Origin of the sequence: Micromonospora sp. NBC_01655 (assembly GCF_026339755.1) — a bacterium.
In the GTDB taxonomy this organism is placed as follows: Bacteria; Actinomycetota; Actinomycetes; order Mycobacteriales; family Micromonosporaceae; genus Micromonospora.
In genome coordinates this window covers 4062306-4088194 of sequence record NZ_JAPEQF010000001.1, presented here as the reverse complement: position 1 = coordinate 4088194, position 25889 = coordinate 4062306, and the positions used below count along the sequence as shown (strand labels likewise).

Annotated in this window: 28 protein-coding genes and 1 riboswitch; of the genes, 8 read left to right on the top strand and 20 right to left on the bottom strand. The window is 72.9% G+C overall.

Features of this window, described 5'->3' with window-relative positions:
* The first annotated feature begins 421 nt into the window (after positions 1-421).
* Positions 422-1441, top strand: coding sequence for a tyrosine-type recombinase/integrase (locus tag OOK41_RS18815; protein ID WP_266266121.1), 1020 nt, complete (start codon positions 422-424; stop codon positions 1439-1441).
* Between the two features lie 117 nt (positions 1442-1558).
* Entirely contained in the window at positions 1559-2458 is a 900-nt protein-coding gene (locus OOK41_RS18810; RefSeq protein ID WP_266266120.1) for a bifunctional 5,10-methylenetetrahydrofolate dehydrogenase/5,10-methenyltetrahydrofolate cyclohydrolase, read from the top strand.
* A 138-nt stretch (positions 2459-2596) separates the two neighbouring features.
* Here OOK41_RS18810 and OOK41_RS18805 read toward each other — a convergent pair whose 3' ends face one another.
* Positions 2597-3376, bottom strand: coding sequence for an endonuclease/exonuclease/phosphatase family protein (locus OOK41_RS18805; RefSeq protein WP_266266119.1), 780 nt, complete (start codon positions 3374-3376; stop codon positions 2597-2599).
* 214 nt (positions 3377-3590) lie between these two features.
* Here OOK41_RS18805 and OOK41_RS18800 point away from each other — a divergent pair, with 214 nt between their 5' ends.
* A complete protein-coding gene (locus tag OOK41_RS18800; protein ID WP_165878199.1) occupies positions 3591-4364 on the top strand; it encodes a TSUP family transporter in 774 nt (257 codons plus the stop codon).
* A 42-nt stretch (positions 4365-4406) separates the two neighbouring features.
* Here OOK41_RS18800 and OOK41_RS18795 read toward each other — a convergent pair whose 3' ends face one another.
* Complete coding sequence (locus tag OOK41_RS18795; RefSeq protein WP_117670451.1) at positions 4407-5021, bottom strand: malonic semialdehyde reductase; 615 nt, start codon at positions 5019-5021, stop codon at positions 4407-4409.
* A 101-nt stretch (positions 5022-5122) separates the two neighbouring features.
* Between OOK41_RS18795 and OOK41_RS18790 the strand changes: the two genes are divergently transcribed.
* Genes OOK41_RS18790 through OOK41_RS18780 form a run of 3 tightly spaced genes read left to right on the top strand, consistent with a single transcriptional unit; the run spans position 5123 to position 7325 of the window.
* A complete protein-coding gene (locus OOK41_RS18790) occupies positions 5123-5479 on the top strand; it encodes a helix-turn-helix domain-containing protein (protein ID WP_117670449.1) in 357 nt (118 codons plus the stop codon).
* A gap of 41 nt (positions 5480-5520) precedes the next feature.
* Positions 5521-6303 (top strand): GNAT family N-acetyltransferase, encoded by a 783-nt coding sequence (locus OOK41_RS18785; RefSeq protein WP_117670447.1) that lies wholly within the window; start codon positions 5521-5523, stop codon positions 6301-6303.
* Positions 6285-7325, top strand: a complete 1041-nt coding sequence (locus OOK41_RS18780; protein WP_266266118.1) for a lysylphosphatidylglycerol synthase transmembrane domain-containing protein — start codon at positions 6285-6287, stop codon at positions 7323-7325. Before OOK41_RS18785 ends, OOK41_RS18780 begins: the two co-directional genes overlap by 19 nt.
* 51 nt (positions 7326-7376) lie before the next feature.
* Here OOK41_RS18780 and def read toward each other — a convergent pair whose 3' ends face one another.
* Both def and OOK41_RS18770 read right to left on the bottom strand, forming a co-directional pair.
* Complete coding sequence (def, locus tag OOK41_RS18775) at positions 7377-7886, bottom strand: peptide deformylase (protein ID WP_117670443.1); 510 nt, start codon at positions 7884-7886, stop codon at positions 7377-7379.
* The gene (locus OOK41_RS18770) at positions 7883-9067 is read right to left on the bottom strand and encodes a chorismate-binding protein (RefSeq protein WP_266267880.1); all 1185 of its coding nucleotides are present in this window, start codon (positions 9065-9067) and stop codon (positions 7883-7885) included. Before OOK41_RS18770 ends, def begins: the two co-directional genes overlap by 4 nt.
* Before the next feature lie 162 nt (positions 9068-9229).
* Between OOK41_RS18770 and OOK41_RS18765 the strand changes: the two genes are divergently transcribed.
* Positions 9230-9430: a DUF5999 family protein gene (locus tag OOK41_RS18765; protein ID WP_036371784.1), complete on the top strand. Its 201-nt coding sequence runs from the start codon at positions 9230-9232 to the stop codon at positions 9428-9430.
* 128 nt (positions 9431-9558) lie between these two features.
* On the opposite strand, the gene gcvP is transcribed toward OOK41_RS18765, so the two are convergent.
* Both gcvP and OOK41_RS18755 read right to left on the bottom strand, forming a co-directional pair.
* Positions 9559-12369 (bottom strand): aminomethyl-transferring glycine dehydrogenase, encoded by a 2811-nt coding sequence (gene gcvP, locus OOK41_RS18760; RefSeq protein ID WP_266266117.1) that lies wholly within the window; start codon positions 12367-12369, stop codon positions 9559-9561.
* A gap of 77 nt (positions 12370-12446) precedes the next feature.
* A riboswitch (glycine riboswitch) is annotated at positions 12447-12547 on the bottom strand.
* 89 nt (positions 12548-12636) lie between these two features.
* On the bottom strand, positions 12637-13500 hold the full coding sequence (locus OOK41_RS18755) for an NAD-dependent protein deacetylase (RefSeq protein WP_117670435.1): 864 nt from the start codon (positions 13498-13500) through the stop codon (positions 12637-12639).
* A gap of 96 nt (positions 13501-13596) precedes the next feature.
* Here OOK41_RS18755 and OOK41_RS18750 point away from each other — a divergent pair, with 96 nt between their 5' ends.
* The gene (locus OOK41_RS18750) at positions 13597-14259 is read left to right on the top strand and encodes an NAD(P)H-binding protein (protein WP_266266116.1); all 663 of its coding nucleotides are present in this window, start codon (positions 13597-13599) and stop codon (positions 14257-14259) included.
* Positions 14260-14283: 24 nt separating this feature from the next.
* On the opposite strand, the gene OOK41_RS18745 is transcribed toward OOK41_RS18750, so the two are convergent.
* The 14 genes from OOK41_RS18745 to OOK41_RS18680 form a co-directional block, all read right to left on the bottom strand.
* A complete protein-coding gene (locus OOK41_RS18745) occupies positions 14284-14913 on the bottom strand; it encodes a hypothetical protein (RefSeq protein WP_266266115.1) in 630 nt (209 codons plus the stop codon).
* Positions 14910-16133: a globin domain-containing protein gene (locus OOK41_RS18740; RefSeq protein WP_266266114.1), complete on the bottom strand. Its 1224-nt coding sequence runs from the start codon at positions 16131-16133 to the stop codon at positions 14910-14912. Before OOK41_RS18740 ends, OOK41_RS18745 begins: the two co-directional genes overlap by 4 nt.
* Positions 16134-16136: 3 nt before the next feature.
* Complete coding sequence (locus OOK41_RS18735; protein WP_266267878.1) at positions 16137-17309, bottom strand: nitric oxide synthase oxygenase; 1173 nt, start codon at positions 17307-17309, stop codon at positions 16137-16139.
* A gap of 340 nt (positions 17310-17649) precedes the next feature.
* The gene (locus OOK41_RS18730; protein WP_165878198.1) at positions 17650-18237 is read right to left on the bottom strand and encodes a MerR family transcriptional regulator; all 588 of its coding nucleotides are present in this window, start codon (positions 18235-18237) and stop codon (positions 17650-17652) included.
* A gap of 209 nt (positions 18238-18446) precedes the next feature.
* Entirely contained in the window at positions 18447-18911 is a 465-nt protein-coding gene (locus OOK41_RS18725; RefSeq protein WP_073833177.1) for a bifunctional nuclease family protein, read from the bottom strand.
* A gap of 225 nt (positions 18912-19136) precedes the next feature.
* The gene (locus OOK41_RS18720) at positions 19137-19841 is read right to left on the bottom strand and encodes a MerR family transcriptional regulator (protein ID WP_207892842.1); all 705 of its coding nucleotides are present in this window, start codon (positions 19839-19841) and stop codon (positions 19137-19139) included.
* 50 nt (positions 19842-19891) lie between these two features.
* Positions 19892-20344, bottom strand: a complete 453-nt coding sequence (locus OOK41_RS18715) for an FHA domain-containing protein (RefSeq protein ID WP_007071101.1) — start codon at positions 20342-20344, stop codon at positions 19892-19894.
* 212 nt (positions 20345-20556) lie between these two features.
* Positions 20557-20937, bottom strand: coding sequence for a glycine cleavage system protein GcvH (gcvH, locus tag OOK41_RS18710; RefSeq protein ID WP_117670635.1), 381 nt, complete (start codon positions 20935-20937; stop codon positions 20557-20559).
* A 63-nt stretch (positions 20938-21000) separates the two neighbouring features.
* Positions 21001-21894 carry a DUF881 domain-containing protein gene (locus tag OOK41_RS18705; protein ID WP_266266112.1) on the bottom strand — a complete coding sequence of 298 codons (894 nt, stop codon included), beginning with the start codon at positions 21892-21894 and terminating at the stop codon, positions 21001-21003.
* Positions 21895-21904: 10 nt separating this feature from the next.
* On the bottom strand, positions 21905-22237 hold the full coding sequence (locus OOK41_RS18700) for a small basic family protein (RefSeq protein WP_007071104.1): 333 nt from the start codon (positions 22235-22237) through the stop codon (positions 21905-21907).
* Positions 22234-23205 (bottom strand): DUF881 domain-containing protein, encoded by a 972-nt coding sequence (locus tag OOK41_RS18695; protein WP_266267875.1) that lies wholly within the window; start codon positions 23203-23205, stop codon positions 22234-22236. The genes OOK41_RS18700 and OOK41_RS18695 overlap by 4 nt, the downstream gene beginning before the upstream one ends.
* 17 nt (positions 23206-23222) lie before the next feature.
* Complete coding sequence (locus tag OOK41_RS18690) at positions 23223-23873, bottom strand: CDP-alcohol phosphatidyltransferase family protein (protein WP_266266111.1); 651 nt, start codon at positions 23871-23873, stop codon at positions 23223-23225.
* Positions 23874-24131: 258 nt separating this feature from the next.
* Entirely contained in the window at positions 24132-24596 is a 465-nt protein-coding gene (locus OOK41_RS18685; RefSeq protein WP_266266110.1) for a MarR family transcriptional regulator, read from the bottom strand.
* A gap of 47 nt (positions 24597-24643) precedes the next feature.
* Positions 24644-25831: a PP2C family protein-serine/threonine phosphatase gene (locus OOK41_RS18680; protein ID WP_117670420.1), complete on the bottom strand. Its 1188-nt coding sequence runs from the start codon at positions 25829-25831 to the stop codon at positions 24644-24646.
* Positions 25832-25889: the final 58 nt, after the last annotated feature.

Here is a 25889-nt window from a genome sequence, read left to right as displayed (position 1 = left end):
CCGCGCGAGTGGCTGAATTGCCTTCGGGCGGGAGTCCTTGCAGCTCACGGCACTCTCGTTCGCCGATTCGATAATCTACATTATGTCAAGTAGCCACCTCGCCCCCTCCGCCGTGTCGGCCACGCTCATGGGCCACCGTGCCCGGACTCTGGAGTTCCTGCCGGCACTTCCCAACGCCCTGGCTCGACACTTCCCAACACCCCTGGCTCCGGGTGGCCCTGCTGATGAGCGGCAGGGCCAGCTACCGCCACCTCCATGTTCGGCAAGCTCGCATCCCCGACGACGACTCCAGCCGCCGCGTCCGCGCCGTCCTCACCTACCTGAACGAGCCCCGGCCTGATCCGGGAAGGGTCGCTGCGGGTAGGCCCCATCCCCTTCTCTGAGGTCGCCGACAACCCGAAAATCATGCATAATATCCCTTATGCATGACAAACAGGACGAATCGGTGCGCTCGTTGATCGAGGAGTTCCTGACCGCCCGAGCCACCCGCAAGCCGTCCCCGCACACGCTGGAGGCGTACCGCCGGGACCTGCGCGCGGTGGCGGCCCTGGCCGGCGAGACCATCGCCCCTCCCCTGCCGCCGGACGCGCTCCCGGTCGCGGCCCTCTCCCCCAGGGTCATGCGGGCCGCGTTCGCCCGGTTCGCCGCTCCCCGCGCCGTCGCCTCGGTGCACCGCGCCTGGTCGACGTGGAACAGCTTCTTCTCGTTCCTGGTCGCCGAGGGGGTGGTGGCGGGCAACCCGATGCCGGCGGTGGACCGGCCCCGCGCCCCGCTCCCCCAGCCGAAGCCGCTGCGGGGCGAGGACACCCCGGAGCAGCTGCTCGCGGCGGTGTCCCGGGAGGACGGTCGGCAGCGCGACCCGTGGCCGGAACGGGACGTGGCGGTGCTGGCGTTGGCGCTGTGCGCGGGGCTTCGCCTGTCGGAGTTGTTGGCGCTGCGGGTGGCGTCGCTGACCGGGCGGCCCGGTGAGCGCCGGGTGGACGTGGCGGGCAAGGGTGGCCGGCCGCGGGTGGTGCCGATCGAGCCGGAGTTGGATCGGGTGCTGGTGGCGTACCTGGACAGCCGGGTCCGGCGGTTCGGGTCGCGGTCGGTGCGGCCGGACTCGGCGCTGCTGGTGGATCGGCGGGGCGAGCCGCTGCGCCGGGGTGGCCTGCAGTATCTGGTGGAGTCCTGTTATCGGCGGGCGGGGGTGAGCGACCGGGTGCCGCGCGGTGCGCAGTTGCATGCGCTGCGGCACACGTTCGCGACGCGGTTGGCGGAGGACGGGGCGAGCGCGGCGGAGATCATGCGGTTGCTGGGGCATGCGTCGTTGGCGTCGTCGCAGACGTACATCGAGGTGACGGCGGGTCAGCAGCGGGCGGCGGTGCGGTCGAACCGCACCAACCGGGCGTTGGTGGGGTTGGTGCGGGTGGAGGGGGGCGGGGCGGGGTCGGCGGGGTGACCGGTGGGTGTGGCAGGGTGGCGGGGTACGCGACTGGCGGCACCGGGGATGGGATCGACCATCGGGGAGCTCGCCGTGGGGGTCGTCCGCCTGGGCTCCCGCGGGCGAGGTGGTGCCATGTCCTCTTCTTCTGTGGTGAGCGCGGAGGCGTCGGGTACGGCGCGGTTGTTGCAGGGTGCGCCGGTGGCGCAGCAGGTGCTGGGTGAGGTGGCGGCGGAGGTCGCGGCGTTGCGGGCGGCAGGGGTGACGCCGTCGTTGGCGACGGTGTTGGTGGGCGACGACGACGCGAGTGCCGGGTACATCCGGATCAAGCAGCGGCAGGCGGCGGAGTTGGGGTTCGCGTCGCCGCACGTGCATCTGCCGGCGTCGGCGTCGCAGGCGGATCTGCACCGGGTGGTCGAGGAGTTCAATTCCGACGCGGGTGTGCACGGGGTGTTGGTGCAGCATCCGATTCCGGGGCACCTGGACTACGACCGGGCGTTGCAGGTGCTGGATCCGGACAAGGATGTCGATGGGATGCATCCGGTGAACATGGGGCGGTTGGCGTTGGGGTTGCCGGGTCCGTTGCCCTGTACGCCGGCGGGGATCGAGGCGTTGTTGGCGTTCCACGGGGTGCCGGTGGCGGGGCGTGAGGTGGTGGTCCTGGGTCGGGGTGCGACGTTGGGGCGGCCGTTGGCGATGTTGTTGGCGCAGAAGCGGCCGACGGCGAACGCGGCGGTGACGGTGGTGCACACGGGGGTGGCGGACTGGCCGCGGTACACGCGGCGGGCGGAGATCCTGGTGGCGGCGGCGGGGGTGCCGGGGATCGTGCGTCCGGAGCATGTGCGTGCGGGTGCGGTGGTGGTCGGTGGTGGGGTGCGGTATGAGGGTCGGCGGTTGCTGCCGGATGTGGACGAGTCGTGTGCGCGGGTGGCGGGGGCGATCACGCCGAGGGTCGGTGGGGTGGGGCCGACGACGGTGGCGATGTTGTTCCGTAACGCGGTGGCGGCGGCGCGGCGGGTGGCCGGGCGGGGTTGAGGTCGGGACGGCGGGTGGGTTCTTCGGGTGCGTCTGTTGCTGCCGTGGTGACGATGGTCGTGCCCGAAGGGCGCGTGGGCCTGGTGTCCCGGTCGTGTCGGCGGGGTTCGGGGCGGCCGAAGGTCGACGAGTTCGGGGTCAGCCGAGGTCGATGACGAGGGGGCGGTGGTCGGAGATGGTGGAGGCGGGGGTGGTGACGGCGGTGACGGGTGGGAGGTGGTGGCGGTGGTGGCGGTCGGCGAGGATGTGGTCGAGTTGGACGCGGGGTTGGGCGGCGGGGTAGGTGGGGCGGCGGCCGAGGGGGGTCCAGCCGGAGATGAGTCGGGCGGGGCCGGCGGGGAGGTTGAGGTCGCCGAGGAGGATGCGGGGGGCGGGTAGGGCGCGTAGGGCGCGGACGGTCTGGCGAAGTTGGTGGATGTTCCAGCCGGGGACGAAGGACAGGTGGGTGGCGGCGACGGTGATGTCGCCGTGGGGGGTGTCGAGGACGGCGGCGAGGACGACGCGGGGTTCGTCTTCGAGGAGGATGAGGCCGCCGCCGGGGCCGGGTACGTAGACGGGTGAGCGGACGGGGGCGGGTTTGAGGCGGGTGACCTGCCAGGTGCGGACGGGGTGGCGGGTGACCAGGCCGATGCCGTAGCAGGGTTCGCCGTGTCCGTCGTCGTCGTGGCGTAGGGGGCGGAACTGTTCGCCGGGGGTGCCGACGACGGCGGCGGCGAAGCGGTGTTCGGGGGCGTTGAGGGCGCGGGCGGCGATGGCGGTGAGGTCGAGGTTGCCGCTGCGGGTCTGGTCGCGGTCGACTTCCTGTAGGGCGAGGATGTCGGCGTCGAGGGTGGTGACGGCGGCGGTGAGCCGGTCGGGGTCGACGAGTCCGTCGGTGAGGGATCGGCCGTGGAGCAGGTTGAAGGTGGCCAGGCGCACCTTTTTACCCTACGTGGGTCGTGGGAGGGTTGCCGGATGCTGAAGGTGTTGGTGTGTTCGATGGTGGTGTTCGTGGCGGTGGGTTTCGTGGGGGTGTGGTTGCGGCGTCGGCGGTGACGTGGGGATTGGGTGTGGGTGGGCTGGTGGTGAGGCGGGACACTCGGGTTGTCGGCGGGTGGGGTGGCGGGGTGTGGGGTGGGCAGAATGGCCGGCCGTGGATGGTGCGTCGCTGATCACGTTGCTCGCTGCGGCTGTGTTGGCCGGTTGGGTCGATGCTGTGGTGGGGGGTGGTGGGTTGTTGTTGTTGCCGGCGTTGTTGTTGGTGGCGCCGGGGGTGCCGGTGGCGACGGCGTTGGGGACGAACAAGTTGGCGGCGATCGCGGGGACGGCGACGGCGGCGGTGACGTATGCGCGGCGGACGAAGCTGGATTGGCGGGTGGCGGGTCCGGCGGCGGGTTTGGCGGTGGTGACGGCGGGGTTGGGTGCGGCGTTGGCGGGGGTGGTGCCGGCGTCGGCGTATCGGCCGGTGGTGTTGGGGGTGTTGGTGGTGGTGGCGGTGTTCGTGGTGGCGCGGCCGCGGTTGGGGGTGGTGGCGGTGCCGCAGCGGCGGACCCGGGGGCGGGTGGTGGCGGCGGTGGTGGTGGCGGGGGTGGGTATCGCGGCGTATGACGGGTTGATCGGTCCGGGGACGGGGACGTTTTTGGTGGTGGCGTTCACGGCGCTGGTGGGCGCGGACTTCGTGGGTGGTTCGGCGATGGCGAAGGTGGTGAACGCGGGGACGAACCTGGGGGCGTTGGTGGTGTTCGCGGCGACGGGTCATGTGTGGTGGTTGTTGGGCGCGGCGATGGCGGTGTGCAACGTGGTGGGGGCGGTGGTGGGGGCGCGGATGGCGTTGCGGCGGGGGGCGGGGTTCGTGCGGGTGGTGTTGTTGGTGGTGGTGTTGGCGTTGGTGGTGAAGTTGGGTTACGACGAGTGGGTGGGGTGGTGAGGTGCCGGCCGGCGCGGGTCGCGCGCCGGCCGGCCGGGTTGGTCAGGCGTGGCGGGTGATGTCGTCGTAGTCGAGGCGGGGCAGGCGGGGGAACCAGGCGTCGGGGCCGGGCTTGCCGAGGTTGACCACGAGCAGGGAGCGCCAGGTGCTGTCGGCGAAGAGGTCGCGGTCGAGGGCGGCGGCGTCGAAGCCGGCCATGGGGCCGGCGGCGAGGCCGGCGGCGCGGACGGCCAGTAGCCAGTAGCCGATCTGGAGGGTGGCGTTGAAGCGGGCCATGCCTTCGCGGGCGGTGGCGTCGGCGGCGAGGCCGTCGCGCATCTCGGGGCGGATCGGGAAGACGCGTGGGATGAACTCGTGGAAGTCGGTGTCGGCGGCGAGGACGGCCACGACGGGTGCGGTGGCGGTCTTGGCGCGGTTGCCTTCGGACATGTGGGTGAGCAGTCGGTCGCGGGTCTCGCCGGGGCGGGTGTAGAGGACCCGCAGGGGCTGGGTGTTGGCGGCGGTGGGCGGGTACTTGGCGAGGTCGAAGATGGCGCGCAGTTGGGCGTCGGTGACGGGTTCGTCGGTGAAGGTGTTGGCGGTGCGTGCGTCGGTGAACAGTTGTGCCTGGGCTGCGGGGTCGAGGGTGATCAGGTCGGTCGTGGCGGTGTCGGTCATGTCGGGTTTCCTTCGCACCTGGGGGGCTTAACTGCTCAGAGACTAGCAGCTAGTTTTTTCGAAGTTGCTTTGTCGTGCGGAACGCCACGTATCCTGGGGTCATGACGCCCCGCTCCCCCACCGGTGAGGTTCCCCGGTCCTGCGACGGGGGGCTGACGCGGGCGTTCGCGTTCCTCGGCAAGCGGTGGAACGGGGTGCTGCTGGGCACCCTGGCACACGGGCCGGCGGGGTTCGCCGAGCTGACCCGCGCGTTACCGGGGATCAGCGAGTCGGTGCTGTCCGACCGGCTCGGCGAGCTGGCCCGGGTGGGGTTGGTGCACCGCACGGTGCGGCAGGGCCCGCCGCTGGGGGTGAGCTACGAGCTGACCGAGCGGGGCGCGGCGGTGCTGCCGGCGTTGGATGCCCTGGCCCAGTGGGCGCACGAGAACCTGCCCGCCGAGGAGTGCGGCCGGGCGTGAGCGGGTGACCGCACCGGCCCGGGGCATGTGATCATCGTCGGATGCCGTTACGCGCCGAACACGACCGGATGCTGCTGGGGCGGCTGCTGGGCCGCGACCCGACGCTGCACGCCTACCAGCTGGGTGACCTGGACGACTTCTTCTGGCCGTACACGTCGTGGTTCCGCCGCGGCGAGCAGGTCGCGCTGCTGTACCACGCGGTGGTGCCGCCGACGCTGCTGGCGTTCGCCGACGCCGCCGGCCGGGAGGAGTTGGCGGCGCTGCTGACCGACCTGGCGCCGGTGCTGCCGGCGCGGCTGCACGCGCACCTGTCCCCCGGCCTGGCGCCGGTGCTGGCCGGCTGGTTCCGCGTCGCCGACGGCGGCGCGCACCGGAAGATGGCGCTGACCGACCGGGCGCGGCTGGCCGCGGTTCCCGGTGCGGGGCAGCCGCTGGGTGCCGCCGACCTGCCGGAGCTGACGAGGCTGTACGCGGTGGCGTACCCGGGCAACTGGTTCGACCCGAGGATGCTCGACACCGGCCGGTACGTGGGGGTGCGCCGTGACGGGGAGCTGGTGGCGGTGGCCGGGGTGCACGTGTACTCCCCGGTGTGGCGGGTGGCGGCGCTGGGCAACGTCACCACCCATCCCGGGTATCGGGGGCGGGGTTTGGCGGCGGCGGCGGTGGCCGCGCTGTGCCGGCGGCTGGCCGCCGACGTCGACCACGTCACGTTGAACGTGCGGGCCGACAACGTGGCGGCGCTGCGGCTGTACGAGCGGCTCGGGTTCACCGAGGTCGCCGGGTACGGCGAGTACACGCTCACCGCGTGCCCGGGACCGCGGTGAGCGCCGCGCCGGCGGCGGGGCTGTGGCGGCGCCGGTGGGTGCGGCTGCTCGCCGTGGCCGTGGGTGTCGTCGGCGCGGCTGTGGTGGGTCTGCGCGGGCGGCTGCCCGACCCGCGGGAGTTCCTCGCCGCGTTGACCGGCGCCGGCTACGGGTGGGTGGTGCTGGCGGTGCTGTTGCAGGCCGTCTCGTTGGCGGCGTTCGCGTTGCAGCAGTGGCGGCTGCTCGACGCCCTGGGGGTGCGTCTGCGTCGGGGCCGGGTGGTGGCGATCAGCCTGGCCCGCACGGCGTTGTCGATCTCGTTGCCGGCGGGGGCGGCGGTCTCCACCGGGTACGCCATCCGGGAGTACGAGCGTGCCGGCGCGCCGCGGGAGATGGCGGCGGCCTCGGCGGTGGTGTCCGGGTTGGCGTCCATGGGCGGGTTGGCCCTGCTGTACGTGGGCGGGGGTGCGGTGGTGCTGGTCCGTGCCCCGGGCGGGTGGGACTGGCGTCCGCTGGCCGTCGTGGCGGCGTTGGGTGGGTTGACGGCGTTGGCGGTGCTGGCCGGACGCAGGCAGCCGCGTCGGCGTGCGGTCGGGCCCGTTGCGGGGCCTGACGTGTCGGGGGGCGTGGTGCGTCGGCACGTGCGGGCGTTGCTGGTCTCGGCCCGGCAGGCGTGGCGGGCGGGGGCGAAGCTGCGGGTGCGGGACTGGGCGGCGGCGGTGGGGTACGCGGCGGTGAACTGGGCGGCCGACCTGCTGTGCCTGGCCGCCGCCGCGCTGGCGCTGCACCTGCCGGTGGGGGTGACCGCCCTGGCGGGCATCTACCTCGGTGTGCAGATCGTCCGGCAGGTGCCGCTGACCCCGGGCGGGGTGGGTGTCATCGACACCGCACTGGTCGCCGGGCTCACCGCCTCGGGCGCGACCGCGGTCAGCGCCGCCGCTGCCGTGCTGGTCTACCGGATGCTGTCCTGCTGGCTGCTCATTCCTGTTGGCGGGATCGCCGGGTTGACGCTGCGCGGCGACCGGGCGGTGAGCCGGGTCTGAACGCCGGGGGCGGCGGGACGCGACCGCGTCCCGCCGCCCCCGGCGGGTGGGTCAGCGGCGGCGGGTGGGTGAGTCGAAGCGGCCGGCGCGGATCTCCCGTAGTGCCCGCCGGCGGGCGTCCCCGCGCAGGGTGTCGACGTAGAGGCGCCCGGCGAGGTGGTCGGTCTCGTGTTGCAGGGCGCGGGCGAGGAAACCGCTGCCGGAGATGGTCAGCGGCTCGCCGTGCTGGTCGAAGCCGCGGGCGGTGGCGTGCAGGGCGCGGGGGGTCGGGAAGTACAGCCCGGGGATGGACAGGCAGCCCTCGTCGTCGTCCTGCGACTCCTCGGACAGCTCCACCGTCGGGTTGATCATGTGGCCGCGGTGGCCGTCGGCGTCGTAGACGAACACCTGCGCGGGCACGCCGATCTGTGGGGCGGCGACGCCGGCGCGGCCGGGGGCGCCGAGCAGGGTGTCCATCAGGTCGCCGACCAGGGCGCGCAGGTCGGCGTCGAAGCTGGTCACCGGCTCGCAGCCGGTGCGCAGCACCGGGTCGCCGATGATCCGGATGGGCCGCATCGTCATGGCAGCAGGCTATCGGCCCGGGGTCCGGGTGCGGGGGCGAGGGCGGCGCGGACGGGCCGGGCCTTGGCGGCGGCCTCGGCGACCTCGGCGTCGGGGTCGCTGTCCCAGGTGATGCCGCCGCCGGCCCAGCCGTGCAGCAGGTGCCCGTCGGCGGCGGCGGTGCGGATGGTCAGGCCCAGGTCGATCCGGCCGGCGCCCACCCAGCCCAGCGCGCCCATGCTCGCGCCCCGGCCCACGGGTTCGTGGGCGGCGACGACGTCGAGGGCGGCCAGTTTCGGCGCGCCGGTGACCGACCCGCCGGGGCAGACCGCGCGCAGCAGGTCGGCCAGGCCCAGGCCGTCGGCGGGGGCCGCCGACACCGTCGACTCGGCCTGCCACAGGTCGCACCAGCGGCGTACGGCGAACAGTTCGTCGACGGTGACGGTGCCGGTGGCCGCGACGCGGGCCAGGTCGTTGCGTTCCAGGTCGACGATCATGATGTGTTCGGCGCGTTCCTTGGCCGAGGCGAGCAGCTCGGCGCGGCCGGCGGGGGTGGCCGGGCGGGTGCCCTTGATGGGGCGGGTGACCAGCCGGCCGCCCTCGACGGCGATCAGGGTCTCCGGGGAGGCGCAGCCGATCGCCCAGCCGGGGCCGTGCAGGGTGCCGCCGTAGCGGGCGCCGGGCAGCCGGCTCAGCCGGGCCAGGGCGGGGCGGGGGTCGCCGGTGTACGGGGCGGCGGCGTGGCCGACGAGGTTGACCTGGTAGACGTCGCCGCGGCCGATCGCGGCCCGCACGGCGGTCACGGCGTCGGCGTGCTGGCGGGTGCTCCAGCTCGGGGTCCAGTCGCCGATCCACCAGTCGCCGGCCCCGGGTGGTGGCGTCGGCGCGGCGGCGGGGGTGTGCGCGTAGACGACCACGGCCAGGTCGGGCAGGGCGGGGGCGGGGCTGGGCGCGCCGGGTGCCGCGGCGGCCAGCACGGCCCCGGCCGCGGCGGAGACGTACAGGGCGGCCCCGCACACCCCGGCCGGGTCGTGGGCCGCCGGGCGGGTCAGGTCGTCGACGCCGAGGCCGTGGGCGGTGAGGAACTCCTCGACGAGGCGGGCCGGGTCACCGCCGTCGCGCAGGCGCCAGTGCAGGCGGTCGCGTTCGGTGAGCCGGCCGCGGCAGCCGGCGGGGGCGGCGGGTGCGGTCACCCGTGTCAGTGGGAACGCTTCCACGCCGTCTGGCCCATTCCGCCTCGTCCGTTCAGTGGAATTCCCCCCGACATGGCGTGAACCCGCTCGATGCGGCTCACGTTCGCTTGGTACTGTGCGTCACTGGTCATGTGAACCATGACACAGTGCCCCCACAGTCCGGAGAACCCGATGTGCCAGCACCAACCCACCTGCCCCTCCGCCGAAGCGACCGACCGGGAAGCCGCCCGCGTCCTCGCCTGCTTCCCTGAGCAGGGCTGGAGCCTGCTCTGCAACGGTGTCATCGTCTTCGAGGACACCGGCGAACTCCTCCCCGACGGCAGCACCATCGCCCCCCACCGCGGTCCCGCCCGACACGCCCTCGTCGCCTGACCGTTCACCCAGCGTCAACCTGACGCACCCCGTCGACCACAGGCCAGCCCCCGGTCCCCGCGACCAGCCTGCCCCGGTCGACGCACCCGCCGGGGCGGCGCGAACCACCGCCCCGGCGCGCCCCGACGTCACTCCTCGAACGCCTCCGGCGCCGGACACGAGCACACCAGGTTCCGGTCACCGTACGCGCCGTCGACCCGCCGCACCGGCGGCCAGTACTTCCCGGCCCGGTCCACCCCCGCCGGGTACGCCCCCACCGACCGCGGGTACGGGTGCGGCCACTCGTCGCCGGCCACCATCGCCGCCGTGTGTGGCGCGTTCGCCAGGGGATTGTCCCCCGCCGGCCACTCGCCCGAGCCCACCTTGTCGATCTCCGCCCGGATCGCGATCATCGCCGCGCAGAACCGGTCCAGCTCGGCCAGGTCCTCACTCTCCGTCGGCTCCACCATCAACGTCCCCGCCACCGGGAACGACATCGTCGGCGCGTGGAACCCGTAGTCGATCAGCCGCTTCGCCACGTCGTCGACCGTGACCCCGGCCGCCTTCGTCACCGGCCGCAGGTCCAGGATGCACTCGTGCGCCACCAGGCCCTTGTTGCCCGCGTACAACACCGGGAAGTGTTCCCGCAGCCGCACCGCCACGTAGTTCGCGGCCAGCACCGCCACCCCCGTCGCCCGGGTCAGCCCCGCCGCGCCCATCATCCGCAGGTACGCCCACGGGATCGGCAGGATCCCCGCCGACCCGTACCGCGCCGCCGAGATCGCCGGCCGGCCGGCACCGCCGCCGCCCGGCAGGTACGGCGCCAGGTGCGCCCGCACCGCCACCGGACCCACCCCCGGCCCGCCCCCACCGTGCGGGATGCAGAACGTCTTGTGCAGGTTCAGGTGCGACACGTCCGCCCCGAACCGGCCCGGCTTGGCGAACCCGACCAGGGCGTTGAGGTTCGCCCCGTCGACGTACACCTGACCGCCCGCGTCGTGGACCTTCGCGCACAACTGCGCGATGCCCGTCTCGTACACCCCGTGCGTCGACGGGTACGTCACCATGATCGCCGCGAGCGTGTCCCGATGCTTGTCGATCTTCGTGTCGAGGTCGACCAGGTCGACGTTGCCGTCGCCGTCGCAACCCACCACGACCACCCGCATCCCCGCCATCACCGCCGACGCGGCGTTCGTGCCGTGCGCCGACGACGGGATCAGGCACACCTCCCGGTGCCCCTCACCCCGGTCCCGGTGGTACGCGCGGATCGCCAGCAGCCCCGCCAGTTCCCCCTGCGACCCGGCGTTGGGCTGCACGCTGACCGCGTCGTAGCCGGTCACCTCCGCCAGCCAGCCCTCCAACTGGGCGATCATCTCCCGGTACCCGGCCGTCTGCGACGCCGGCGCGAACGGGTGCAGGTGCGCGAACTCCGCCCAGCTCACCGGCTCCATCTCCGTGGTCGCGTTCAGCTTCATCGTGCACGACCCCAGCGGGATCATCCCCCGGTCCAGGGCGTAGTCGAAGTCCGACAGCCGCCGCAGGTACCGCAGCATCGCCGTCTCCGAGTGGTGGCTGCGGAACACCGGGTGGGTGAGGAAGTCCGAGGTGCGCGCCAACGCCGCCGGCAGGGCCCCGTCCCCGTCCCCGTCGACCCCGGCCACCCCGAACGCCGCCCACACCGCCGACAGGTGCGCCGCCGTGGTCGTCTCGTCGCAGGAAATCCCCACCCGGTCGGCGTCGACGCACCGCAGGTTCACCCCCCGCGCCTGCGCCTGCGCCACCACCTCGGCGGCCCGGCCCGGCACGCTCGCGGTGACCGTGTCGAAGAACGCGACGTCCGCCACCGCCACCCCACCGGCGCGCAGCCCGGCCGCGAGCCGCGCCGCCATGCCATGGGTACGCGCCGCGATGGCACGCAGCCCGTCCGGGCCGTGGTAGACGGCGTACATGCCGGCCATCACCGCCAGCAGCACCTGCGCGGTGCAGATGTTGCTGGTCGCCCTCTCCCGCCGGATGTGCTGCTCACGGGTCTGCAACGCCAACCGGTACGCCGGGTTGCCGTCGGCGTCGCGGGACACCCCGACCAGCCGGCCGGGCAGCATCCGCTCCAACCCCGAACGCACCGCCAGGTACCCGGCGTGCGGGCCACCGAAGCCCATCGGCACCCCGAACCGCTGGGTGGTGCCGGCGGCCACGTCCGCGCCGATCTCCCCCGGCGGGCGCAGCAACGTCAGCGCCAACAGGTCCGCCGCCACACACACCAGCGCCCCCGCCGCGTGCGCCGCCGCCACCAGCGCGGCATGGTCCCGCACCGCCCCGGACGCCCCCGGGTACTGCAGGTGCAGGCCGAAGAACTCCGCCGGCAACTCCTCGGCGTCGACGTCGAGGACCCGCACCTCGATGCCCAACGGCTCCGCCCGACTCATGATCACCGCGAGGGTCTGCGGCAACGCGTCGGCGTCGACGACGTACACGCCGCTGCGGCTCTTCGACGCGCGGCGGGCCAGGGTCATCGCCTCGGCCGCCGCGGTGCCCTCGTCGAGCATCGAGGCGTTCGCGGTGGCCAGCCCCGTCAGGTCGGTGACCATCGTCTGGAAGTTCAGCAGCGCCTCCAGCCGGCCCTGGCTGATCTCCGGCTGGTACGGCGTGTACGCCGTGTACCACGCCGGGCTCTCCAGCACGTTGCGGCGGATCACCGCCGGGGTGTGCGTGCCGTGGTAACCCAGCCCGATCATCGACACGGCGACGGTGTTCCGCGCGGCGAGGGCCCGCAGCTCGGCCAGGGCGTCGTGCTCGCTGGCCGGCTCCGGCAGGTCCAGGGCACCGTGCCAGCGGATCACCTCGGGAATCGCGGCGTCCATCAGCTCGTCGATCGAGTCGTAGCCGACGGCCTCCAGCATGCGGCGCTCGTCGGCCGGATCGGGGCCGATGTGACGGGCGGCGAACTGCTCTACGGTCATGGCGGCGCTCCCGCAGGGGTGAGGTCGACAGGTCGGCCTCCCCCTGAGTCGCACCCCGGGAAGGGCGCTCCACAGTGCCTGCCCACGAGGTCCTTTTGCCTGAGAGGTTCCGGGGAGGAAGCTGCCCCTTCGGCGCCGCCCGCAACGATCATCGGACGGTCTCTCCCACGTGGGTGGTACCGGCGACATCCACGCTACCAGCGCCACCGGCACCGGCGGAGGTCGTCCCCCCGACCAGTGGATCACCGGCAGGCCGGGCGCGGCGGGTCAGCCGGCGACCGGCGCCGGGGCCCCGGCGCCGGCGAGCCGGTCGGCCAGCGCCGGCAGCAGCACGCCCAGCGGCGCATCGGCCCGCACGGTGGCGTACCCGTCGCCCCGGGTCACCCCCTGGTTGACGATCGCCACCGGAATGCCCCGTTTCGCGGCCCGGATCACGAACCGGCGGCCCGACATCACCGTCAACGACGACCCGAGCACCAACAGCGACCGAGCCCCCTCGACCAGGTCGAAGCAGCGGGCCACCCGGGCGGCGGGAACCGTCTCCCCGAAGAACACCACGTCCGGTTTCAGCAGCCCGGTGCGGCAGAACCCGCAGTCCACCGGCCGGAACCCGGCCACCTCCCGGTCGTCGAGATCCACGTCACCGTCGGGGTGGACCGCCGCGACCACCGCGTCGAACCCCGGGTTGGCCTGCCGCAGCCGCCGGTCCAGTTCCTCGCGGGAGGTGTGGTTGCCGCAGTCCAGGCACACCACCTCGTCGAGGCGGCCGTGCAACTCCACCACCGGCTGCGACCCGGCGACGCTGTGCAGACCGTCGACGTTCTGGGTGATCACCGCGTCGACGAGCCCGCCGCGTTGCAGACGGGCCACCGCCCGGTGCCCGTCGTTCGGGGCGGCCCGGGCGATCGTGCGCCACCCCAGGTGGCTGCGCGCCCAGTACCGCCGCCGCGCCACCGGATCCCCGGTGAACGCCTGGAACGTCATCGGAGTGTGCCGACGCGCCACCCCGCTGGGCCCCCGATAGTCCGGAATGCCGGACTCGGTGGACAGGCCCGCCCCGCTCAACACCACGACACCGCCCTCGGCGAGCAGCCCCGCCAACGCGTCGAACGTCTCCGTCACGGCATCCATGCTGCCCCAGCGCCACCCCCGCCGGCGACCACCCGCCCGTGACCCTGCTCGCCGCAGCGCCGGTGCCCGCGCGCCCCGGCGGCTACGGTGGCAGGTATGCGCGTCGTCATCGCCGGCGGACACGGCAAGATCGCCCAACTGCTGCACCGGGAACTCGCCGGCCGCGGCGACACCGCCGTCGGACTGATCCGCAACCCCGACCACGCCGCCGCGCTACGCGCCAGCGGCGCCCACCCCGTCGTCTGCGACCTGGAACACGCCGACGCCGCACGGGTCGCCACCCACCTCGACGGGGCCGACGCGGTGGTCTTCGCCGCCGGCGCCGGCCCCGGCAGCGGCGCCGCCCGCAAGGACACCGTCGACCGGGCCGCCGCCGGCCTGCTCGCCGACGCCGCCCAGCGGACCGGGATACGTCGCTACCTGCTGCTCTCCGCCATGGGCGTGGACACGGCCCCACCCGCCGGCACCGACGACGTGTTCGCCGCCTACCTGCGGGCCAAGAAGGCCGCCGAGGACGACCTCACCGCCCGCGACCTGGACTGGACGGTCCTGCGCCCCGGCCGGCTCACCGACGACCCACCCACCGGCCGAGTCACCCTGACCCGGCACACCGACCCCGGGACGGTCACCCGCACCGACGTCGCCCGGGTCCTCGTCGCCCTGCTGTACCACCCGGGCAGCGCCGGCGCGGTCCTGGAACTGGTCACCGGCAACACCCCGATCGCCGACGCCGTCGCCGCTGCCTGCGCCCACCCCTGACCGGCCGACCCACCGACGGCGGGATCAGCCGCCGACGACCTGCCGTAGCTGCTGACTCGCCGCACCCGCCGCCGCCGCGTCGGCCCGCAGCCGCTCCGCCTGCGCCGACAGGTGCGCCTGCCACTGGTTCAGGTGCTGCTGCGCCGTCGCCACCGCCGCCAGCAACGCCCCGTGCCGCCCCTCCAACTCGCGCACCTGCCGCTGCAGATCCTCCGACCGCGACCCCGACTGCGCCGGCACCGCCCCCGCCCGCCGGTGCGCCTCCGCGAGGATCTCCTCGGCCTGCTGACGCGCGTCAGCGATGATCTCCGCGCCCTCCTCGCTGGCCTCACCGATCGTGCGGTTCGCCTCGGCCTGCGCCCGCACCGCCAACTCGACCACCATCGGGTCCGGGCCCTGCGGGGCGGCGCTCGGCAGCGCCCCGTGCCGCAGCATCTCCACCTGCTGCACCAGGCCCTCGTTCTCCCGCCGCAGCCGCTGCAACTCACCGTCGAGCAACGCGATCCGCTCGTCGGCCGACCGGGCCACGTCCGCGACCTCGTCGACGGACACCCACTCGCTGCCCCGGAACCGCCGCGCCTGCACCGCCCCCAACGCCCGGACCGTGTCGTCTCGCTGGAAACCGGTGACCCCGTCGCCGTGGTCGATGCTCATCGCGCAGCCGTCCCGGTGAAGTCCCGCGACGCGGCAACCGCCGCGCCCGCGAGGGGCGGATAAAGAGAATGATCATAACTTTCGGCCAGGATCCGGTCCGCCGGCACACCCGCGGCCACCAAGGCGCCGACCGTCTCCCGGGTCATCTCCGGACTGCCGCACACCAGCACGTCGGTGTCCCGCCACGAACCCAACCGCAACGCCGTGTCAGCCGCCGTGCCCACCGCACCCGCCCACTGCCACCCGACCTCCACCGTCGGCACATACCGCAACCACCCACCGACCCCACCGGAAGACCACGCCGACGCCGACGCCAACTCCCGCAACCCCTGGTCGTCGTACAGGTCCTCCGGGGTCTTCGCGCCCACCACCAGCGTCACCGCACGCCCCGGCCCCTGCCGCAGCGCCTCCACCACCGCCCGCAACGGCGCCACCCCCGTCCCACCGGCCACCAGCAACAACGGCAGGTGCGGCGACCGGTCGTACGACGACAACGCCGCACCCACCGGCGAACCCAACAACACCTGGTCACCGACCCGCAGCCGGCGCACCAGATGGGTGGAGAACCGGCCCGTCGCCCGGACGTGGAACTCGATCGTCCCGTCCGGGCGCGGCGCGTTCGCCGGCGACAGGTACCGCCACACCCGCAACTGCGGCACCTGCACCGGCAACGACTGCCCCGGCAGGTACTCGCACAGATAGTTCGGCCGGACCGTGAACACACACACGTCCGCGCGGCGCCGCTGCACCGACAGGACCTCCGCCTCCCAGTACGGCGGCGACGACCGCTCCGCCTCCGCCGCCCCCGTCAGCATCAACCGCGCCACCACCTCGTACGCCGCCGCCCACTGCGCCCGCAACTGCGGCGTCCACCGCGGCCCGAGGAACCGCTCCAACGTCGCCAGCAACGCCTGCCCCACCCACACGTAGTGCCACTCCCCCAACGGCACCTCCCGACCCTGCCGGTCCGTGCCCCGGAACCGCCGATGGTCCGCGCCCAACCGGTGCGCGAACGCCGACAACTCCCGCTCGTCGTCGACGTGGGACACGATGTGCCCCAACGCCGCCAACAACTTGTCCTCCTGGTAGCTCATGTTCGTCGGGAACATCGACCGCGCCTCCGGCGCGATCACGAACAGGGTCGCGTAGAAGTACTTCGCCGCCTCCGGACCCGCCGCGCAGAACTGCGCCCAACTCTGCCGCAACGCCACGACGTCCACGCCTCAGTCCTCCCGCCGGCGGGCGGCATCGTGCCGCTCCCGCAGGGTCTGCTCCACCACACCGGCCGGCCCGTACGCGCGCTCCGCCGGCCACAGGTTCGGGTTCGGCACCCGCGGGTCGTAGTAGCGGTGATGCACCGCGTGCAACGCCGCCCACCCCACACTGCCGTTGAGCCACGACCAGTCACCGTGCACCGGCCGCCCCGCCCGCTCCTCCTGCGCGCAGAACTTCATGAACAACTCCGACTCGGTGTGCGGATCCGACACCCGCACCCCCGCCAGCCGGAACGAGTGCAGCACCGCCTGGTTGAGCACCAACACCGCGTGCTCCCGCCACAGCGTGTCCTCCCGCGACGTGTCCAACCCCAACCCCCGCGCCACCGGCAGCAACTGGTCGTACCGGTCCCGGTCGCCCAGGTTGCGCGTCCCGATCTCGTCACCCAGGTAGTGCCCGTTGAACGGGGCGCAACTGTAGTCCACCCCACCGACGCGCAACCGCATGTTGCTGATCACCGGCAGGGCGTGCCACCGCAACCGCAACTCCTCGAACCACGGATACGCCGGATGCACCAACGCGACCTCCCGCACCAGGTCCCGCGGCACCTGCACCAGCGTCGGATCCGCGTACGCCGTCTCGATCACCCACGGCAGCAGGTCGAACCGACCCGGCACCGGCGGCGGACGCCACCCCAACCGCAGCGCCGCGTCCGTCATCGCCACCTGCCCCGGATCACCCAGCACCGACCCGGCACCGCACCGGTGCCCGCAGTAGCGGATCAACTGGTCGTTCCAGATCCGCGCCCGCGGACCCACCCCCGGCCGGTCCGGCGCGAACACCGTCATCACCGACTGGATCCGGCCGCCGTTGTCCGCCACCGCCAGGTGCTGCGCCAACTCCCGCGCGATCCCCGCCACCGTCGTCACGTCCCGGCGGTCCCGGACCCGCAGCCCCGCCCACCGCACCCGGCCCACGCACCGCGCCGACTGCCGCCACGCCACCTTCGCCCCGTACGCCAACTCCTCACGGGTGTGCCGGTACGCGCCCGTGAGCGCGACCTCCTCCCGCACCTGCGCGATCCGCGCGTCCACCCCCGGCAGCCGCCGCTCCTCGTGGAACAGGTGCAGGAACTCCACCGCCTCCGCCAGCGTGTCCCCGACAGGCGGCGGCGTCGACACCCGGCCGGCGTGCGCGACCGGACACCCCGAGGCGCCGGCGTCCACGACCCGCCCGCCGACGTCCACCAAGGTCGCGGCGGCACGACTGTCTGTCTGCACTACGGTTCAAATCCGATCGTCGGGCAGGCGACCTCGCCGCTCCCTGCGTCGTCTCCGTCCGCCGCCCCCACCGGCCGTCACCGACGGTGAGAACCCCGAGGCGGGGGGCGAACGCCGCACATAGGATTACCGGCAACGCCACGACTGTCAACAAGACGACCCAAGCCGGGAATGTCCACACACGAGGCTTCCCGCGCGGCCGGACCACAACGGACACCGCCCACAGCGGACGCCCGACGCCTCAACCGGCCCGCCGACGCGCCCGACGCGCCGCCAGCTCGTCACCCACCGGATCCGCCGCCGGCTCCTCCACGACCCCACCCGCCGGCTCCGCCGGCAGATCCGACAGCGAACCCTCGATCTCCTTGAACGCCCCGCCGATCGCGATACCGAACACGCCCTGGCCACCCTGCAACAGGTCGACCACCTCCTCCGGCGACCGGCACTCGTACACCGTCGTCCCGTCCGAGATCAACGTGATCCCCGCCAGATCGGCCACCCCCCGCGACCGCAGCGCTTCGATCGCCTTCCGGATGTTCTGCAACGACACCCCGGCGTCCAGCAACCGCTTCACGACCTTCAACACCACCAGGTCACGGAACGAGTACAGCCGAGACGTCCCCGAACCCGACGCGTCCCGCACGCTCGGCACCACCAGCGACGTCCGCGCCCAGTAGTCCAACTGCCGGTACGTGATACCCACCGCGTGGCACGCCGTCACACCCCGGTAGCCCACCGCGCCGTCACCCTCAGTCGCCGGCCCCGCCGGCACCCCACCCGCCCCCCGCTGCTGCTGCGTACCAGGCTCGGGATCTCGCGGCTCGTGCATCCGGACAACCTCCCCGCCAGTGCGGTGACACGTCGCTTCCGGGACGTGCACCCCTCGACACGGCAAACCCTATAGCGCCCTTGAGGAGTTACCGCGCAGGAACGGTCACGACACGCCGCGCAGCCACACCGAAGATCCACGGCAGATCACCCACAGTGACCACACCGGGACGAGAAAGAAACACGCGCGGGCCCCACCCGCACCCGGGATCAGCCCGCGAAATCCTCCGGACGCACCTGCTCCAGGAACTCCCGGAACTTCTCCACCTCATCCTCCTGCTCGTCCGGAATCACGATCCCCGCCTCACTGAGGACCTGCTCCGCACAACGAATCGGCGCACCGACCCGCAACGCCAGGGCGATCGAGTCACTCGGCCGCGCCGACACCCGCACCCCGTCACCGATCAACAGATCGGCGTAGAAGACGTTCTCCTTCAACTCGGTGATCTCCACCGCCCGCAACGGCGCCTGCAACGCCGCCAACACGTCCCGCAAAAGATCATGCGTCAACGGCCGGGCCGGCTTGACCCCCTGCTGCTCGTAAGCGATCGCCGTCGCCTCCACCGCACCGATCCAGATCGGCAGATAGCGATCCCCCTCGACCTCCCGCAGCAGGACGATCGGCTGGTTGCTGGGCAACTCCACCCGAACTCCGACCACGCTCAGCTCGCGCACCGCCGCCTCCGTGTCGTTGTCACCTACGCCCGCACCGCGCCCTTCCCTGCACGGTACACGGACCGCGACACGCACATCCCATGCGCTACGTGCACCACGCCCCGCGCCAGAAAGGGGTTACCCCGGCAAGCCTACGACACGCACCCCCACCCAGATCTTTCCCACCGCCCCCCACAAACACCACGCGGCCCGGACCACCGCCCGGACCGCGCAGCACACACCACCTCACCGACCCAACGTCGACCGCAACCCCACCCGCACCAACGCCGCGTGCAACTGCTGAGACAACGCCACCAACTCCCGCGCCGTCTCCGCCGCCCGCGCCCGCGCCGCCGGATCACTCTGCCGCGCCAACGGGGCCACCAACTGCGCGAACAACCCCACCTCCCGATCCGCCGCCGTCCGGTAACCCCGCAGATGCCGAGGCTCCAACCCGTACGCCGCCAGACCCGCCACCGCCCGCGCGATGATCAACGCATCCCCGTCGTACCAACCCGGCGGATCCGACACCAGGATCCCGAGCCGCTCCAACTCACCCAACGTCGACTCGTCGATCCCGCTCCGCGCAACCAGGTCAACCCGACCCAACCGCACCTGCGCCGAATCCACCGGCTGATCCGCCGCGGCCCGGCCCGGCACCTCCCCACCTGGACCCACCGCCACCAACGTCGGCCGAGACGGCACCGGCCCCTCCGCCGACGCATCCCACTGCGCCAACTGCTCACGGATCACCCGCAACGGCAGATACTGGTCCCGCTGCGCGGTCAACACGAACCGCAACCGCGCCACATCGTCCCAGCTGTACTTCCGATACCCCGAAGCCGTCCGCTGCGGCTCCACCAGCCCCTCGGACTCCAGGAACCGCAACTTCGAGATCGTGACGTCAGGAAACTCCACCCGAAGCTGCCCCAGCACCTCGCCGATACTCATCAGCGGTTGGGCACGGGCCGCCCCGGGAGGCGTCGAAGCCGCAGGCTCGTTCACCCCCGGCCGGCCTCCTCCTCCGGGCGCGGACCGGCGATGAACACCACCCGGAACTTGCCGATCTGCACCTCGTCACCATTACTCAACGTGGCCGCCTCGACCCGCTCCCGGTTTACGTACGTGCCGTTCAAACTTCCCACGTCCCGCACCGTGAACGTGCCACCATCCCGGTGGAACTCGGCATGCCGCCGCGACACCGTCACGTCGTCCAGGAAGATGTCACTGTCCGGATGCCGGCCACTCGTCGTCACATCATGATCCAACAAGAACCGGGCACCCGCATTCGGACCCCGACGAACCACCAGCAGCGCCATACCCGGCGGCAACGAACCGGACATCCGGCTCGGCACCACATCGGTGTCCGGCCCCTCCAGCACTTCGTCGAGCGAACCGAGATTGAGCGTCGAAGTGACGTCGAGCGGGGGGAACTCGTCGTCTGGGCGCGTCATGGGACCACCTCACGGATCTGTTTCACGTCGGCGTCGGGTAATGGCGGGTCTGGCCGCCGGGCAGTCCACCCGGCGGCTGGCTCCCCGTGCCCGGAAAGGCAATTCCGCAACGCTCAACTCATTGGGTTCTCGGTCGACTGGGCGAGCCTAGCCAGCGCCGAAATGCAGGGCAACCGGACGCGCGGACACAACACCCGCACGCCCACGGACACTCAGCTCTCAGTCAGCTCGCGATACGCCCCGGCGGTCAACAACCCGTCCACCGCCACCGGATCGCTCGGCGTGATCTCCACCAGCCAACCCGCACCGTACGGATCAGAGTTGATCACCTCCGGAGTATCCGCCAACGCCTCGTTCCGCGCCGCCACGACCCCACTCACCGGGGCGTAGATCTCGGACACGCTCTTGGTCGACTCGATCTCACCCAGGGAGTCACCCGCGGCCACCTCCGCGCCCTCCTCCGGCAACTGGACGAACACGATGTCACCCAGCGCGTCCTGCGCGAAGTGCGTGATGCCGACCCGGACAGAGCCCGACCCGTCACCCGCCACCCACTCGTGCTCGGCGGTGTACCGCAGATCCTCAGGAATCACCACACGCGTCCTTCATCGTCGTGCCGACCATCGCTGCGCCGGCGAACCGGCGCGCCGCGCCGGTCAGGAGACCGGACGGGCGTGTTCCAACTTCACGGGCGCGTGCAGCGCCGAAACCTCGGCAACCTCACGATCCTCAACGATCACGGTACCGCCGTCACCGGCAACCGATGCGGCCACCCCGCCCGGAATCTTCAACGCCGTCGCCATCGTCGTCGGATCACCGATCACCGTGATCGTGAACGGACCCGTCAACGGACGCCCGTCCACCACCAGAGCACCGTCCCCACCATCCAGGAAGTACGTCGACGCGATGATCCGAACCGACGCCCCGTCCCCACCCGAGATCTGCATCGCCTCCGCCCCCGCACCCCGCAACTCCTGCACCGCGTCCAGGATCCGGTACGCCGAAATCGGCTTCGACCCCGCCTCGAACCGCACACCCAACCCCGGCCCCCGCGCCGGCAACGTCCCCGCCAGAATCCCCAACTCGTCCGCCCGCCGCGTCGCCTCCTCCAGCGCCGCCTGCCGACCCTGCTCACCCGAACGCAACTGCCGCTGGCTCTCCTCCAACGACTCGATGTCCTGCCGCAGCCGCTTCTCCCGCGAATCCAGATCCGAGAAGATCCGCACCAGGTCCTCCTGCCGCGTCGCCGCCGACGTCGGGTCCGTCGACGTCGTCCGCAACTGCACCACCAGAGTGAACCCCAACAACCCCAGCAACAACGCGATCATCGCCCCCGCCGAGGTGAACCGACGCCCCACCCCGGCCACAGCCGCAGCCCCCGACGAACCCCCGTCCTGCGCCGGCGGCTCACCCTCCGGCACCAACGGACTGATCTCGTCCGGATCCGGCGCCTCCGGCCGCGGATCCGGCTCCCCCGCCGGACCCTGCGGACGCGCCGGACCCACCGGCCGGGGCCAACCGGTACCCGTCTCGCTCTGTTCCTCGCTCATCGCCACAAACCTACGCCCGGAACAGGTGCCGACGGATCGCCGCCACATTCCCGAAGATCCGCACCCCCAGCACGACCACCACACCGGTGGACAACTGCCCACCCACCCCCAACTGGTCACCCAGGTACACGATCAGACCCGCCACCAGCACGTTCGAGATGAACGACACCACGAACTGCTTGTCATCGAAGATCCGGTCGAGCTTCGCCCGCACCCCACCGAACACCGCGTCCAACGCCGCCACCACCGCGATCGGCAGATACGGCTGCAACGCCGCCGGAACCGTGGGATCCAGGTACACCCCGAGCACCACACCGGCGAGCAACGCCAACACCGCGATCATCGGCCACCTCCGGAAGGGCTGGGAGACACACCCGAGCCGGACGGCTCAGGCCGGGACGAACGGTCGGCACCCGACCCCGCCACGGACGGACTCGGACTGACCGACGGCTCGGCGTAGCGTAGCCGTGGCTCCGGCGCCGCCGGCAGGGTGAGGTCCTCCACCGCACGCACCTGGAACGACAACCCCACCGACTCCGCCAGGTCCCGCATCAGATACGCCGCCCGACTGCCGTCGAACCGCTCCCGCATCGACCCCGGCCCGATCGCCGACACCTCGTACGGACCCGTCACCGGCCGGAAATCCACCAGAATGGCCTCACCCGCCGACCGGATCGTCGACGTCGCCGTCAACCGCTGCCCGTTGATCGCCACCGCCTCCGCACCCGCCGCCCACAGGTCGTTGGCCACCTTCTGCAGATCCGTGTACAACACCCGCGGCGGACCGCCCTCGGCCCCGGTCACCCCGTCCTTGTCCTGCGCCGGCGCGTCCGCCAACCGCACCACCACACCGTCACCGCGCACCCGACCCAGCCCCGTGCCCGCCTCCAGCCGCCGCAGCCGCGACGCCTGCGAACCACTCAACGCCGCGTCCCGCTGCCGACCGACCTCCTCACGCAACCGGTCCGCCCGCGCCGCCAACCCGTCGGTCTCCGCCTCGCGCTCCTTGATCTCCGCCACCAAACCGGCCCGCGCCTGACTGCGCCCCGGCTCCTCGGCGACCGTCTGCCGGTACGCCACCGCGAACAGGAAACCCAACGCCACCGCCACCACCAGGCTCACCGACCGCGACGACCACGCCCGCCACCCCGACGGCGCCGGCGCCTCCCGGCGGCGGGCCGCCGCGTCCGCGTACCCCGGATCCAACGGGTTGCGAAACAACTCGGTCAGGAAATCCGGCGTGTACACCCGCAGCGCCGAACCCCGCCCCTCGCCATCCGCGCCCGGCCGCTGCCCCGCCGCGTCCCGCACCGGCCCCGGACCCGCCGTCACGCCGGCGCCCCCGACGACCCGGCCCGCACCGATCGCACCAGCCGCGCCGCCTGGACCACGTAGAGCGCGCCGGCCACCCAGTACAGCACCAGCCCCCACCACGCCAGGCCCCAGCCGATCGCGCCCGCGACCGTCGCCGTGGCCGCCGACGTCGCGTGCGCCAGCAGCAGGACCGGGAACGCGGCCAGCAACAGGAAGGTGGCGGTCTTGCCGACGTAGTGCACCGGCGGCGGGCCGTACCCGTACCGGCGCAGCACGCCGAGCGAACCCAGCAGCAGCAGCTCCCGCGTCAGCAGCGCGGCGGTGAACTGCCACGGCACCACCTCACGCGCCGTGAACGCCAGCAGGGTGGCCAGGATGTACAACCGGTCGGCGAGCGGATCCAGCAACTCGCCCAGGCGGCTGACCTGCTGTAGCCGGCGGGCGACCCAGCCGTCCACCCAGTCCGTCGTGCCCCCGATCGCCAGCACCACCACGGCGGCGACGTCGGCGCGCGGGACCAGCAGCAGGTACAGGAACAGCGGTACGCCGAGCAGCCGGACGAAGCTGATCAGATTGGGCAGGGTGAGGATCCGGTCCCCGCCCGGCACGACGCCCGGACCGCCGGTGCTCTCCGGGGGCGACGCCCCCGCCGGCCGACGCGACACCGAACCTCCCTCCGCAGCACGGTCCGGCGCCCTCGGGCGGGCGCTACGGAAGGACGTGCGCGTTGCCGGGCCGGGCTCCGCCGGCGCCTGTGTGATCCCGGACCGGGACCTCCCCTGGTCGGCCCGCGGTCACAGAGACCGCCGGCCGGTGAGTTGCGCTGCCACTATATCGGGCTCGCTTTCGGCTCCCCGGGGCCCGAGCTCGCCTCGCCGCTGCGTTGCCCGGGTTGTGGCGGGAGTCACGCCGTCTAGGGTGTCCTAGGACAATGGGGTACGGGGGTGGGTCAGGCCGTTCGGGCCGGCGAGCGCCTGCCCGAACGCCAGCAGCGCCAGCAGCAGCTCGTGCTGCGTGCGGGCGGGCATCCGGTCCAGCACCGCGCCGATCGCGCGATGCCGGCGCTCCGCCAACTCCCTCAGCAGGGCACCGCCGGCGGCCGTCGGCACCAGCCGGACCTCCCGCCGGTCCCGCGGGTCGGCGACCCGCCGCAGCAGCCCGATCGCCTCCAACCGGTCGCACAGCCGGCTCGCCGACGACGGCACCACGTCGAGCAGCTCCGCGAGCCGGTTCACGTTGGTCTCCGGGCGGCTGCTGATCAACGAGAGCACCCGTAGCTGGGTGGGCGACACGGTCATCCGGTGCCGCGAACCCGCGGGGTCCAGGACGCCGACGAGCACCTCGGCGGCGGCGGCGATCGCCGCCGCCAGATCCGAAGGTTCCTCCACCCGACGTCCCCTGCGAGTTCGCGTTCGTGTTCCGCTTACCGCCCCCGTCACCGCGCCCAGCCGACCGCTGCCCCGTCCCGGCCACGCCAGTCGAGGCAGACGACCACCGCGTCGTCGCGAAGATCGACGTCCGCGTGGTAGGACTGCAGCCCGCGCATCACCGTACCAACTGCTTCGGTCGCCGGTTGCAGCCGCGTCGCGCGCATGGACCGCGCCATGGCCCGTTCCCCGTACGGTTCGCGGCCGCCGGGAGCCGCCGCGTACACCCCGTCGCTGACCACGAAGAGCCGGTCCCCCGGCTCCACGGTGAACTCCTGTACCTCGTACCGGGTCTCGGCGAACATGCCCAGCGGGAGCTGCTGCTCCAGCGGCACCCGGGCGACCGACCGGCCACGCACTCGCAGCACGTGCGGTGACCCGGCGTCCACCGCCCGGACCCGGCCGTCGGTGGTGTCCAGTTCCAGCAGCAGGGTCGCCACGTGCCGCTCGCCCCGGTGCTGGAAGAAGATGGTGTCCGAGGCCAGCTCGGCCTGCTCGACCAGGCTCCCGCCGGAGCGGCGGGCGTTGCGCATGGCGTTGACCGACACCGCCGTCAGCAGCGCCGCCGACAGGCCCGTGCCGGCGCCGTTGAGCACCGTCACGGTGAGCCGGTCACCGTCCACCGACCAGTCGAAGTGGTCACCGCCCACCGTGTACGCCGGCTCCAACTGCCCGGCGAGCAGGAACGCGCCGTGCGTCACGCTGCGGCCCGGCAGCAGGTCCCACTGCATCTCGGCGGCCATGCTCAAACGCTCCCGGCGGCGGGCCCGACGGTACCGGTCGGTCTGCCGGTCCGCCGCGCGCAGCGTCACCGCCAGCTCGCCGGCGATGTCCCGCACCGTCTCGACCGTCGCCGCCGACGGGGCGGTCGGCAGCTCCACCAGGAACACGCCGAGGCGCTCGCCCCAGACCGTCAACGGGAGGTAGACCCGGCATCGGCCGTCTTCCCCGCCGTCGAGCACCGGCTGCTGGCTGCTGAAGCAGCGCTGGGCCACGCCGTGGCAGGCGAGGAAGCCGGCGTCGGGAAGGTCCGGATCGAGTACGGGCCACAGCCCGCTGATCCGGTAGTCGGCGACGAAGATGTCCGTGCGCGACGCGTCCAACCCGGCGCGGACGGCCCGGTCGGCGGCCTCGGCCAACCGGTCGGGCGGCGCCTCACGCAGCGCGCGGGACACCGGTCCGAACACGTCCGACATGTTCCCCCTCCGACAACTCTTGCTGTAGGGCAAGCATCATACGGAGGGCCGGAGCCGG

Excerpts from the sequence above, each read along its gene's own strand:
- OOK41_RS18810 (WP_266266120.1), top strand. The coding sequence starts at position 1,559 with ATGTCCTCTTCTTCTGTGGTGAGCGCGGAGGCGTCGGGTACGGCGCGG.
- OOK41_RS18745 (WP_266266115.1), bottom strand. The coding sequence starts at position 14,913 with ATGAGCATCGACCACGGCGACGGGGTCACCGGTTTCCAGCGAGACGAC.
- OOK41_RS18730 (WP_165878198.1), bottom strand. The coding sequence starts at position 18,237 with ATGCACGAGCCGCGAGATCCCGAGCCTGGTACGCAGCAGCAGCGGGGG.
- OOK41_RS18720 (WP_207892842.1), bottom strand. The coding sequence starts at position 19,841 with ATGAGTATCGGCGAGGTGCTGGGGCAGCTTCGGGTGGAGTTTCCTGAC.
- OOK41_RS18795 (WP_117670451.1), bottom strand. The coding sequence starts at position 5,021 with ATGACCGACACCGCCACGACCGACCTGATCACCCTCGACCCCGCAGCC.
- OOK41_RS18680 (WP_117670420.1), bottom strand. The coding sequence starts at position 25,831 with ATGTCGGACGTGTTCGGACCGGTGTCCCGCGCGCTGCGTGAGGCGCCG.
- OOK41_RS18790 (WP_117670449.1), top strand. The coding sequence starts at position 5,123 with ATGACGCCCCGCTCCCCCACCGGTGAGGTTCCCCGGTCCTGCGACGGG.
- OOK41_RS18705 (WP_266266112.1), bottom strand. The coding sequence starts at position 21,894 with ATGAGCGAGGAACAGAGCGAGACGGGTACCGGTTGGCCCCGGCCGGTG.
- OOK41_RS18700 (WP_007071104.1), bottom strand. The coding sequence starts at position 22,237 with ATGATCGCGGTGTTGGCGTTGCTCGCCGGTGTGGTGCTCGGGGTGTAC.
- OOK41_RS18755 (WP_117670435.1), bottom strand. The coding sequence starts at position 13,500 with ATGGATGCCGTGACGGAGACGTTCGACGCGTTGGCGGGGCTGCTCGCC.
- OOK41_RS18765 (WP_036371784.1), top strand. The coding sequence starts at position 9,230 with ATGTGCCAGCACCAACCCACCTGCCCCTCCGCCGAAGCGACCGACCGG.
- def (WP_117670443.1), bottom strand. The coding sequence starts at position 7,886 with ATGACGATGCGGCCCATCCGGATCATCGGCGACCCGGTGCTGCGCACC.
- OOK41_RS18815 (WP_266266121.1), top strand. The coding sequence starts at position 422 with ATGCATGACAAACAGGACGAATCGGTGCGCTCGTTGATCGAGGAGTTC.
- OOK41_RS18785 (WP_117670447.1), top strand. The coding sequence starts at position 5,521 with ATGCCGTTACGCGCCGAACACGACCGGATGCTGCTGGGGCGGCTGCTG.
- gcvP (WP_266266117.1), bottom strand. The coding sequence starts at position 12,369 with ATGACCGTAGAGCAGTTCGCCGCCCGTCACATCGGCCCCGATCCGGCC.
- OOK41_RS18750 (WP_266266116.1), top strand. The coding sequence starts at position 13,597 with ATGCGCGTCGTCATCGCCGGCGGACACGGCAAGATCGCCCAACTGCTG.
- OOK41_RS18715 (WP_007071101.1), bottom strand. The coding sequence starts at position 20,344 with ATGACGCGCCCAGACGACGAGTTCCCCCCGCTCGACGTCACTTCGACG.